The sequence below is a fragment of the Roseovarius sp. JB2-10 genome, from assembly GCF_055693585.1.
Map to the genome: position 1 here is coordinate 1778961 of NZ_CM146337.1, position 11968 is coordinate 1790928.

An 11968-nucleotide genomic window follows, 5' to 3' on the forward strand; every position below is an offset into this window, starting at 1 on the left:
CAGGATGGCTTAGCAGGCCTTCCAGCGGCGGACGTCGCCTCTGAAGGACAGTGGCCGGAACAAAGGGACAAGGGTAATAGCCGAATGGATAGTTCTAGATCGCGGAAGTCAGCGCAGTCTTGGTTCTGGGCCAGTTTTCAAAAACGGCAAGAGCCGCGACCTTTGCCCCTTTGTGATCACCCGAGCGGGCGGCCTGCTCCAAGGCTCGCAAATCAAGCTGATAGCTCAGAGCCCCCATCATGCCGGCCGATCCGATGCACTTATGGCATCTTTGCCCCAGCGGTTCGAGGTCTTCGGAAGACAGGTGATTTGGCAGGTCATGGATCAATGCGTTGATTTCGCTTTCAAATTTTTCAATCAACTCGGCGAGTGTGTCGGCCTTCAAAATCTTCTGGAGATTGCCGAAAATATCTTTGTCTAAAACAGCTTGGTGACTTTGGTGCACCTCCTGTGCGCCAGGGGCCGTGCCGCCGAACAACACGTCTGACAGTGCACCGGCCAATTCATCCTGCGTGACGGGTTTGTTAAGGCAGGTATTCATTCCTGCCTTCAGGAAGCTTTTACGCTCTTCTTCGAGAGCATGAGCCGTGAGGCCCAGAATGGGAATGTTATCGTTTGGATTTTCTTTTTCGCGAATTTTTTTGTGGCGTCGACGCCGTTCATCTTAGGCATACTCACGTCCATCAGGATGGCGGCATAGCGTGCTTTCTGCGCGGCTTTGACCGCCTCGAGCCCGTTATGGGCTTCCGATACACGAAGCCCCTCGTTTTCCAGCATCTCACGAATGATCAACCGGTTGATTTCATTGTCTTCCACCAACAGCACGTGGTGACCCTTCAACTCCGGCCTCTCCGTGCCGGTTTCTGCGCTTACATATGCTTCGGGCGATTGATCCGTCAGTTTCAGCGGAACTGAGACACTGAATGTCGTGCCTTCGCCGGGTTCGCTTTGCAAAGCGATATCGCCGCCCATCTTGTCTACGATCTGTTTGCAGATCGTCAGCCCAAGGCCTGCGCCTGACGCCAGCCTGTCATAAGACTTTTCTTGAGTGAAAAAACGTTCGAAAACCTTTGCCTGATCCTCATATGGGATGCCTACACCGGTATCCTTGACGTCAAATTCCAAGCGTAAACCTTCCGGCGTTTCCCGGGTCTTGGCTGACAGTGTGACCGTGCCATTATTGGTGAATTTCAACGCGTTGCTGATGAGGTTGAAGGCCACTTGCCGCAAGCGTTGTTCGTCTGTTAACGCAGCAGCGTCAGGCAGATTGGATACGTCGAGAAGCAGCTTGTTGCCTTGCGCCACGGCGCTTGGTTCATTTGTCGTGATCACACCACGGAAGAACTTCGCGAGGTCGAAAACGTCCTCTGAAAACTCGAGTTCGCCGGCATCGATCCGGGTCATGTCCAAGACATCATTGACATGCAGTAGCAGGATGTCACCAGACTTCTTTGCAATGTCGAGATACTCTTTTTGCGATTTCGTAAGCCGCGTCTTTTTCAGAAGTTCTATCGTGCCAAAGATCCCGTTCAGCGGTGTCCGCATTTCATGGCTCATCACAGCAAGGAAATTTGATTTGGCCTTCTCCGCCAAAAGAGCTTCATCGCGCGCCTGTTTCAGCTCCTTTTCCGCCGCCGATCGTTCGGTGATGTCACGCAAATACGAAATGAAGATGGTCCCGCGGTGGTCCTGCGCCTGCCCAATGGAGATTTCGACAGGAAATTCCTCGCCGGACTTTCGCAGTGCAGTGATCTCAATTCGTCCTTGACCAACAAGCCGCGGCTCCTTGGTTTTATTGAATCTTTTCATGCCGGCGTAGTGCGCGTCACGCAAATGTCCGGGAATGATGAGCTCGGCCATTTGAGCGCCAAGCGCTTCTTCACGGGCATAACCAAACACCTTTTCAGCAGCTTCATTGAAATCGAGGATAATACCCTGATCATCAGCAACGACGATCGCGTCCAAGGACACTTCGAATGTGGATTGAAGCCGGGTATTCGCGCGTTCGATCTCTCCCGAGATTTTGCGGTGGGTCCGTTGCTGGCGCAGTTGAAAGAACAACATCAATGCCAGGAACCCGATTAGCGTGAGCGTTATGGCCGCTGCGACCCAGAGAAGTTGGGAAAACCCGGTTCTTTCTTGGTCCGAGGATTGAGACCGCAGCCTAATGCCCGTCAGCGCAAGATCATGCGCTTCCTGGCGGACGAGGGATAAATCCTGTCCAAAATCAGGGAGCGCCTGTCGCAAGGCCGTGTCTTCCCCGTCAATGAGAGGTATCAATTCGTCCAGATGCGATTTGATTTTTGCCAGCTGCCCGGCGAAGGTCTGATCGCCGAGCATTGGTATAAAGACCGCGCTTTGGCCGATACCGGATACGCGGCTGTAAAGATTATCGAACCTGCGACGAACATCCTTGATTGGACTGTTGGGATCCTGTGCCGTCTCAGAGGCTTCTTCGGAGAGCAACAGAACCTCGATTTCCACCTGGGACAATGCCCAAGTCAAATTGTCTCCGGGGGCTTCGCGCAACAGGTTTAGTTTTTGCGTGATCACAAAGAACAGCACCAGCAAAGCAGTAATGCTGATGCTTATGATGGTAAGCGGCAGGATACGTCTAAACGCCGTTCTCTTCCGGATCAAATCAGCATCCATCGGTTGTGCTACTCAACCGCGACTATACGATCCAATTGCCAAATGGAACGTGAATAAACCACTTCGCTGCGAAACTTCGCGTTTTCATCGTAGGGATAGACAATCCAGAGCGGCCCCTTGTCTCGCGCTGACATCTCCTTGCCGTTCATCAAGTAGGCGATGATCGGAGCACCGTCGTCAATATCGCTCGCCGGAATTTCAACCTTGTAGTCGTTCAAGGCGACAGCTTCGATATTTGAACCTTCGAAACCGGCGTGATCCAACACGTGTCGCAAGCTGACACCGGTGAATTCAACTGGAGTCTCAGTCCAGATGGTTGAAGTCGTGAACTGTACTTGCGGCATTGCCTCAAGCATGTTTCGGTCCAGCAGAATTACACCATCTCGGGTTTCATTCTGGATTTCGCCGGAAATGGTTAGCAATACATCCCCGTTAGGTTCAGGCAATGACCCGGCGGTTGACGACGTCGCGATGTACAGGGCGGCACAAGCGGTGGCCAGAAACGTTTTCATGTCTACATCCAATCTCACACATCAGGATGCCGCTTAGATACTACCTCACGCGTCTTGAACCCATCGGGCATGCGTATAGGCCACTATACCAAGGTATATTGGCCCATATGCTTTCTATTTTTCCTCATTTTATCAGATGGATAGTGATATCGTTCGCTTCTTTTGCCAAACGAATTTTGAACCGCTTCACGTCTTTGATCGGTAACGCGGCCAGGGAAAGGGACCACGTGTCACTCCGGGCTTCCGCTGTTACACGATCGGATTTGACAAGGTTGGTTCGTATTTTCTGACCATTGGCATCATAGAGTTCGACGCCGAGCTTGCCCTTGGTCACGCTCGGAGTCTTGAGGTGCAACGCTGCGAAGTTTTCAATGGAAAACCCATGATCGACATTCATCCAGTCCGAGCCGACAGAGCCCGTGTAGACATGTGTGGCTTCACCATTTTCCTGCAAGATGCCAAGGATTTGGCGCAGACCACTGATATTGGTCAAGGGTGCGGTATAAGGGGTTTCCCAGATCACGGTGTCGTACTGTCCGCTGGAAAATGCCTCGCTGCGCAGGAAAGCTTCCATTGCACCCGTCATTCCACCGCCGGTGACGGAGAAGTTATCAACCGGCTGATCCAGCGCGTGTGTCAGTGCACTGGCCACTTGATACGCATCGCGCTGGTAACGGTCAGAAAAACTGGTGCCGATGAGCGCGACTGACGCATCGTCTTGAACTGATAAGAGTGTGGTCGCGTCACCCTGTGTCGCAAAAACAGGTGCGCTGACAAGCTCGGTTTCCGGTCTAGTGCCACAAGTTGCCTCAACAACCGTGCTGAGCGACCCTTTTTCCGTGTACGTTTCGTCGAAAGACACGTTCGCAATTGTATCTGCTGCCGGCTGACCTGTAACTGCCGCAGAAAGATGTGCGGCAGCGATGGCGGCGCCGGCAGGTGTCCAATGCGTATCGCGGGCAAAATAGAAATCGGCTGCGTGGGATGTGTCGCGCACGACGCTCAGGTCTGGGGCGGGAATACCTGATGTGTTCATGGCGGCGATATACGATGAGAACGCCTCCTGCGCCGCGATGGCGTTGTAAGTGCCAGGCAAGGCGTTTTGAGGCGCAAACAATGGACGTGGCGGTGCTGTCAGGACGACCAGTTTGACACCTTTGGTATCAAACCCCTCGACGAGCGCGTTCCACAGTGCAGAGGTTTCTTCCGTCACGTCGAACTCTGTCTTGAGCTGATCCTCTCCGACAAGCCAACCACTTGGCGGATCGACATGAAAGGGTGCTCGCTTGGCGTATTTTTTCGGAACCTGATCAGGATCCGCAAGAGCGGAGCAATATGGATCGGCCACGGCCGCGCCCGCCAGGCCAAGGATCGCGGCAAGTGCTGCAGGTATGGTAAGACGTTTCATTGTTACTTGTCCTTCGAGATGTATCGTGCAGGGATTTCCCAGATCACGACTTTTGGGGGAGTTGTTTGGAAGAATTCGGACGCAAGGAATGCGTCCATAGGTGCAAAGGGGCCGCGGCCCTCCTGAGCGAAATTGACGAGATCGGCTTGCAGGGCGTGTTTTAGGAAACCTTCGAAGTGCAAGTCGGGCTTCGCGCTAAAGCTTGTGCCTACAAGCACCACATCGATGGAAGCGTCGCCCAGAAGACCGGCATTGTTCTGAACCGACGTCTCAAAGCGTTCTATGGATTGCTGTGCAGGGCCGACAAGCCCACGAAGCGCGCCCGTTGGAACGAAGGCAAGAAGGTCGCCATCGAAGGAAGCCTGGCCCCTTGAGATCGTTGTAACGTCGGCTGCCGTGAAGTTCATCCCCGTCAGCCAGGAAGCAACTTCCATCGCGACTGCACGGCTGCCTATTGGTGACCAATGTGTGTCATCCTTCAGGAATACCTCCCCGTGGGCCTTTGCTCTTGCAAGGGCATTCGACGCATCGATATGGATAACACCGGCTTCGTTCAAACGACGAATCAGCGTGGGTTTTCGTGTCTTGATGAGATCCGGCCGCGCGATGCCAAGCTGGTTTTCGTAAATTTCTGTCTTGTCCGGAACAATCACCGGTAACAAGACGATGTTCTGGCGAGCCAGTTCATGGTGGACTTTGGCAATGCGCTGCGCCGATGTCTCGATGTTCTTATTGAACGTCGGCGTGGCAGAAAGTTCTTCCGCCGTAAAAATCCAGCCATTTCGGCCGACGATTGCGCCCGGAGCCGCTTGCCCGAAAACCGCGTACTTCATCGCTCCCATCGCGGGAATGGCAAATTGTTTCATGGGGTTGGCAGATGTGAAACCGTCTTCGTATACCGTTTGGGCCGACCCATCGATCATGCGTGACAGGTCAAGGCCAGTCGTATGGCCAATGTGGCTCCCCAAGCCCATGGTCGCGAATGCCGCAAGGATCAGTGCCGATGTGAGATTGGATGAAGTCAGAGTAGGCATCGGATATCTCCTTAGAATTGAAAGTACAGGAACGGGGAATGCGTCTGTGCGACCAAGGCTGTGCAAGACAGCGTCACCAACCCACCCAAACCCGTTGTGCGAACTGCCTTTGGCGTTGCGTGCACAATCATCATCATGCGAGCGCCGAAGACGCTGATCAGTCCACCGGCAATCAGAGCAACCCATTCCGTCGTCTGGATTTGCCACGCCAGGTCCGACGAGATTACCCAACCGTTCAGACCCAGCATGCCACCATAGATACCGGCCGCTTGCGTTAGTGTTTCCGCCCGGAATAGGACCCACCCGATCATCACGAGGACCATCGTGATGGGCCAGGCCAAGACCGGCGGCCAGATACTTTTGCCTTGGCGCGCGCCCAGCATCCGTTCGAATGCCAAGCACGCGCCGTGCCACGCCCCCCAGAGCATAAAGGTCCAATTTGCCCCGTGCCACAATCCGCCCAGAACCATCGTCAGCATCAGGTTCAGATAGGTGCGAGCAGCGCCACGACGGTTGCCGCCCAACGGGACATAGAGATAGTCGCGCAACCAGTGCGAAAGGCTGATGTGCCAACGGCGCCAGAATTCGGTGATGGAACGACTTGTGTACGGGGCATCAAAGTTTTCGATGAAGCGGAAGCCGATCATCAGACCCAAACCTATCGCCATTGCAGAATAGCCCGCAAAATCGAAAAAGAGCTGGACCGAGTAAGCGAGTGTTCCGGTCCAGGCCTCCGCAGCCGTCGGGCCAGTCGTAGAGAAAACACGATCGGCAAGCGGGGCGACGTTGTCCGCGATCAGAAGCTTCATGGCCAAACCTTGGGTGAACCTCACGAGGCCCTTGTTGAATTTCTCGAAGGAATGGATGCGGCGCTCGAACTGATCTGCCAGTTCCTTGTACCGCAACACCGGTCCAGCGATGAGTTGGGGGAAAAGCGAACCAAACGCCAGGAAGTCCACGAGGCGCCGGGCCGGTGGTGCATCTTTGCGTGCGACATCAATGATATAACTGATTGACTGGAAGGTATGAAAACTAATTCCGATGGGCAGGATGATCGAGGGTACCGTGATGTCGTACCCGCCGAACGCCGCGGACAAATCTGCGAGACCACCCATCAGGAACATCGTGTATTTGAAGTATCCCAGGATCAGAAGATCGAAACCGACGCCACAGCGCACAGCCCATTTTCGTGTCGTGGCTTTGTCGGCTCGAAAGGCAAGGCTTGCCGCGACATAGCTGACCAGTGACATGCCGAAAACAACCGCAAGGTAGTCAAGCCTCCACCATCCATAAAACGCGTAACTGCCCAGAAGGATTACCCAGGATTTCGCTTGTTTTGGCACCGAATAGTAGATGGCCAGGAAGGTCGGCAGAAACCCGAAAACGAATATGGTACTGGAAAAAATCATGACGGTGGTTCCTTGGCGGCGGAGTTAGAACGCAACTGCTCCGAAACGGTTCTCGATCATTCGGATGCCAGCTTGATCAGCGATGAAACTGATGTTTTGGCCGCGTTTCAGGGTGACGTCGAATTGGGCCAATGGGATGTCTGATCCATTCTCGAAAACACCAAGAGTAACGGTGACCGGGTTCACGCCGCGTTGCGCGGCACTCCCGGTTTGAACCGCGTCGATGACCGTTGCACTATTGTCGGCAAGACGCAGGTCAAGCGCGCGGTGAGACGCGTTTACAAGGAACAAATGGACCTTTGATGAGGTATCGCGCGGTCCCTCGATGATCGTTGTGTTTTGCCCTTCTTCGCCACGTAAAACGGTCACGAAAAGGCCAGCCGGTACGTTTTCCAGCAAAGCACTGGATACCGGGATATACGCGGTCGCGTCTTCCTTATTAACCTCGAAAGATTTGCCGCCAAATTCAGGTGCCTTGCCTTCGTTAAAACCGAAAAATCGCACAAAACTGGCGTCCTCAGGCACTGTTTCGGCATAGAGGCTGTTGTCGAGGGCCAAGGCTTGATTTGCCATTGAGGCGATGGCCAGTGATGTCAGAAGCTGCTTGAACATGGTCTTCATCCTTTTGACTGAACTAAAAATACGTGGTGAAACGGGCGTAAAAACGTTTGGCAGGTTCACGGTTTGCAAAAGCTCTGCCGGGTTTGAAGACGCCTGCGCCGAACTCGACTTTGGTCTTCTTGCTGGGCCGCCATGCACCTACGAGACTCACCTCTGATCCCAGATACGAGGACCGGCCGGTCATGGTCCCCGTTACGCGAGCATCGGGTGATTGGGTCGAACGGGTTAGTTGCGCGTAGGCATGGCCGTAGAGGTCCAGGGAAAACTTACGCGACGGGCGCAAACCCAAACCTACAGTGGCCACAACCATGTTCGTCAATTCGGGTTGAAGGACATACCCGAACCTATGGAACTGTGTCTGCCCACCATCATAAGTTTTGTTGCTTTGAAGGCCCGACGGACGATACCCTTTTGTGCCTGCCGCGAACCCAAAAGTGATCTGCGGTTTTCCAGGCTGACTCGAAAAACGATGCATGGCCCGGAAATCCATGGCAATTCCGGATGTTTCCCCATTTGCCGCATCTCCAAACACGGCCGCACCATTCAGGGTGTAGCTCAGGTTCGACGTTGGTTTGCCGTTCAGGTAAGCGGCCAGATGCAAGCGTTGGTCATGATCGTTCTCTTCGGCCAGAATGTAAAAACCGGAGCTTCGTGTCTTGGAAAACCGCGTCGCATGCAACATGGCGTAGTTGCCGCGGTCTTTGAAAACATCTCGAAAAAAGGCCGCTTCAAGCGCGCTGTTGGGTGCCTTGAAAGCGTAATGCACGCCGTCTACAGAAGCATCTGCCATCGATTTATTGGTGTCGGCAAAGCGCAAGCGCCCCGCGCTGATTGTCTGGTTACTGGTCAGACGAACCGCCAACAGAGCTTCTTTTACCTTTAATTTGGTCTTGACTGCGTATGACTTGCTGTGGCTCGTTTTCTGCCGGATATCAAGCTCGGCATGGCCGAATGCCATAACCCTGGAGGACAGATTTGCCCTGACAGCAATTCCCAAGTAAGCGGCGAATTCGTCGGAATAGTCTGAGCGTTCGTCGTCGAGGCGGATGTTTCTTTCGCCTTGGTACCGCGCGCTGGCATAGGCGAAGTAAGACAGGTACTCGGTGACCTGTGTCTTGGTTTTCTTACGTTTGGATGCGTCAAACGCCAGACGCGAATGGTCTTTGGGTGCCTTCTGGGCGTTCGCCGTTTGGCCGGTCCCAGTCAATACGAGACCAACCAACCCCAAAACCGTCACAACATGACTAACTCTTTCAATCGTAAACACAGTACAATCCTCACACTGACTTGGTAAGGTGTGTTTATTCAAAGGGAGATCATGTCGTCATTTCAGCAAAGGTTTAGCCAAAGTGGAAAGAGAATAGAGAGGTTATACTTCGGTATATTCAGGCGTGTTATCCCTGTCGTTTCGTTCTCGCCGCAAGCGACCCACCTTTACTGAATACACATCAATTCATTGAATGTCCGTTTCCTCGGATCTTCAATGAAAGTGGCGCGTTCGCAGCGAATGACCGCTTTCCGCCCAAATTACAGTTTATGATTCAGAATTGATGCTGTGAAGTGTGGTATACATTGTGGTTTTAACGCGAAAACAGAGATTTAAGTATATAAAAAACAATAAGTTAAAATGAAACAAATGAAGATCCTCGGTCCGCAGTCACTACACTTGCTGGTCGGCACGCAATTCTGCCTTGTGCGACTGCCCTTTGCCATTCACGAAACGTAGATTTCCTTGCTGGCTTTGTGGTGGGATTGGTCGTGATTTCTATTTCAAATCCAAATCTAAACCGCGACCCAAAACGGGTCCGCGGAAGGTGTCGCACCAAGTAACGAAACCTTAGACGGAATCTGTTTGGGTAAAGCGGAACCTCGATCTCAGGTAGCTTTGTAAAACAAACCTGATCGGTTTGTTCGAAGTTAAACTTCCAGAACAATCTTGCCGATATGGGTCGAGCTCTCCATTAATTCATGGGCTTTCACAACATCAGCCAGTGGAAAGGACTCCGCCATTACCGGTTTCACTTTTCCCGCTTCGATCAGAGGCCAGACCTTTTCTTCGAGGTTGCGGGCGATAGCTGCCTTTTCGTCGTTAGTGCGTGGACGAAGTGTGGAACCGCTAAGTGTCAAACGCTTTGCCATAACTTGGGTAAAGGTGATTTCGGCTGTTGCACCCTGGAGGAATGCAATGCTGTGGATGCGACCCTGATCGGCAGCCAATTCGATATTCTTTTGAAAATACGAACCGCCAACCATATCGAGGGTCAGATCGACACCCTTACCATTCGACGCTTCCTTCAGTACCTCAACAAAATCAGCATCGCGGTAGTTTACCACAACATCTGCGCCAAGTTCCTTGCAGACCTTTGCTTTCGCCTCATTGCCCACCGTTGTGTAGACGGTAGCGCCAAAGGCTTTTGCCAACTGGATCGCTGTTGTGCCAATCCCGGAAGACCCGCCGTGGACAAGAAACGTTTCGGCTTTGGCCAGCGCACCGCGGTCAAATACGTTGGTCCAGACAGTAAAGAATGTTTCCGGCAACGCCGCCGCTTCCGCCATGCTCAAGCCTTTTGGAACGGGCAGGGCGTGATCCTGGTGCGTGACCGCGTATTCTGCGTAGCCACCGCCTGGCAGCAGGCCACATAGCTTGTCACCAATCGACCACCGGGTCACGTTCTTGCCAAGGGCAACAACCTCGCCCGATGCTTCAAGGCCCAGAAGGTCCGATGCGCCGGGTGGCGCTGGATATGCGCCAGCGCGCTGCAAGCAATCCGGGCGGTTCACACCGGCAATTTCTACCTTGATCAAAATCTGGTTTTCACTCGGTGTTGGAACAAGGCGTTTCGCCGGTGTCAAAACATCGGGACCACCGGGCGCCGCGAACTCTATGAATTTCATTTCTGTCGGGAGTGTCATCGTCAATATCCTTTGGCTTTAGCGTTTTCGTCGTCTTCAAATTTCGGGCTGAGTGGTCTCGTTGCCTTGAGCGATAGAGCTGTTCTTGCTTGACTGCAAGACAAATCTTACATATACATAGGTAACATATATTGGGATACACATGGCTTCTACACGCACAAAAATTCTCGATTTATCTGCGGAATTCACTCGAAAAGTGGGTTTCAACGGGTTCAGCTACCTGGATCTCGCCAAAGAGATCGGCGTGAAGCATGCGGGCATTCACTATCACTTCAAAACGAAAGATGATCTTGCATTGGCCTTGGTCGATAGCATCCGCGACAGAAACGCAGCCGCGAGATCACAATTCGAACAACAGTTTGATGATCCCAGGGAACGCTTGGAAGCAATGGTAGGCTTTTTTGCCGATTACCCGAGTAAAAATAAATTTTGCATGTGCGGCATGATGGCCGCGGAGTTGGCAACATTTGGGCCCGAAGTCAGGCGATCACTCGCCACGTATTTCAAAGAATTCCAAAATTGGCTTGCTGTCCAATATGCGCTTTTGGATCACGAAGATCCGCAGCGATCCGCCCTACAGTTCATCAGTGGTCTTGAGGGGTCGCTGCTTATTGCCCGTCTGGAAGGCGACGCGGGTGTTGTCACCAGAGCAATGGCGCGTTTCGCCATGCAAGAGGACAAAACTCACTGATCGACCTATGCTTATGTCAGTAAGCTCTTCAACATAAAAACTGACAATTAACCGGGCACTGCGCCCTAATCCAGGAGATGACTATGCCACTTGTCCGAATTTCACTTCGTGAAGGAAAACCCGCAGAATACCACGCCACGGTGATGGAGCAGATATATCTCGCTATGCGAGAAGCCATAGGAACACCCGAAAATGACCGTTTCGCAATTATCCATGAACATAAAGCAAGTGGTTTTAACACCAGTGGCGACTATGCCGGGGTCGATCGTTCAGATGACTTGACCATCATTCAGATCACCATGTTGGCCGGTCGTACCGTTGACCAAAAGAAGGCGCTCTATGCCGCCATTGCAGAAAAGCTATCTCAAGACCCGGGCGTCCGGAAAGAGGATGTCTTTGTGAACGTGTTGGAAGTCGCCAAAGAAGACTGGTCGTTGGGCAATGGGATCGCCCAATACGCTTGAACTGGGATTGCTGCACTAAATGGGTTGGTCGCGGAATGCGCGACCTCGAACAGAAATCTGCAACTACTTCTCACGTTCGAAAAGCAATCGACATCTGGATGCAGTCGCGTCGGTGTTGGAAAACAGCAAGTTCATTTAGTGTAGCGGTGTCAAAACCGTAATGATCCCGCCATGCCGAGCTCTTAACGAAGTGGCTCCGCCGATCCAGCTTCAGTGTGTGGACCGGGCGGACTCGCAGCCGCAAACCACTGGGTTCGCTGACGT

Annotated in this window: 11 protein-coding genes; 2 read left to right on the forward strand and 9 right to left on the reverse strand. The window is 52.9% G+C overall.

The window, feature by feature from the left end; translation table 11 throughout:
- Positions 1 to 94: 94 nt before the first annotated feature.
- The 9 genes from ACZ1HJ_RS08845 to ACZ1HJ_RS08885 form a co-directional block, all read right to left on the reverse strand.
- Positions 95 to 541, reverse strand: coding sequence for an Hpt domain-containing protein (locus ACZ1HJ_RS08845; RefSeq protein ID WP_472721928.1), 447 nt, complete (start codon positions 539 to 541; stop codon positions 95 to 97).
- Between the two features lie 8 nt (positions 542 to 549).
- Positions 550 to 2640 carry an ATP-binding protein gene (locus ACZ1HJ_RS08850; RefSeq protein WP_472721929.1) on the reverse strand — a complete coding sequence of 697 codons (2091 nt, stop codon included), beginning with the start codon at positions 2638 to 2640 and terminating at the stop codon, positions 550 to 552.
- Between the two features lie 20 nt (positions 2641 to 2660).
- Positions 2661 to 3164: a putative pterin-binding protein gene (locus ACZ1HJ_RS08855; protein WP_472721930.1), complete on the reverse strand. Its 504-nt coding sequence runs from the start codon at positions 3162 to 3164 to the stop codon at positions 2661 to 2663.
- A gap of 124 nt (positions 3165 to 3288) precedes the next feature.
- Positions 3289 to 4572: an alginate O-acetyltransferase AlgX-related protein gene (locus ACZ1HJ_RS08860; protein WP_472721931.1), complete on the reverse strand. Its 1284-nt coding sequence runs from the start codon at positions 4570 to 4572 to the stop codon at positions 3289 to 3291.
- A gap of 2 nt (positions 4573 to 4574) precedes the next feature.
- Positions 4575 to 5606, reverse strand: coding sequence for an alginate O-acetyltransferase AlgX-related protein (locus tag ACZ1HJ_RS08865; protein ID WP_472721932.1), 1032 nt, complete (start codon positions 5604 to 5606; stop codon positions 4575 to 4577).
- An 11-nt stretch (positions 5607 to 5617) separates the two neighbouring features.
- Positions 5618 to 7015 carry an MBOAT family O-acyltransferase gene (locus ACZ1HJ_RS08870; RefSeq protein ID WP_472721933.1) on the reverse strand — a complete coding sequence of 466 codons (1398 nt, stop codon included), beginning with the start codon at positions 7013 to 7015 and terminating at the stop codon, positions 5618 to 5620.
- A gap of 24 nt (positions 7016 to 7039) precedes the next feature.
- Entirely contained in the window at positions 7040 to 7627 is a 588-nt protein-coding gene (locus tag ACZ1HJ_RS08875) for a hypothetical protein (RefSeq protein WP_472721934.1), read from the reverse strand.
- 22 nt (positions 7628 to 7649) lie between these two features.
- Positions 7650 to 8903, reverse strand: coding sequence for an alginate export family protein (locus tag ACZ1HJ_RS08880; RefSeq protein WP_472721935.1), 1254 nt, complete (start codon positions 8901 to 8903; stop codon positions 7650 to 7652).
- Between the two features lie 650 nt (positions 8904 to 9553).
- Positions 9554 to 10549, reverse strand: a complete 996-nt coding sequence (locus ACZ1HJ_RS08885; protein WP_472721936.1) for an NAD(P)H-quinone oxidoreductase — start codon at positions 10547 to 10549, stop codon at positions 9554 to 9556.
- 142 nt (positions 10550 to 10691) lie between these two features.
- Between ACZ1HJ_RS08885 and ACZ1HJ_RS08890 the strand changes: the two genes are divergently transcribed.
- Positions 10692 to 11240: a TetR/AcrR family transcriptional regulator gene (locus ACZ1HJ_RS08890; protein ID WP_472721937.1), complete on the forward strand. Its 549-nt coding sequence runs from the start codon at positions 10692 to 10694 to the stop codon at positions 11238 to 11240.
- 83 nt (positions 11241 to 11323) lie between these two features.
- Positions 11324 to 11704, forward strand: coding sequence for a tautomerase family protein (locus ACZ1HJ_RS08895; protein ID WP_472721938.1), 381 nt, complete (start codon positions 11324 to 11326; stop codon positions 11702 to 11704).
- Positions 11705 to 11968: the final 264 nt, after the last annotated feature.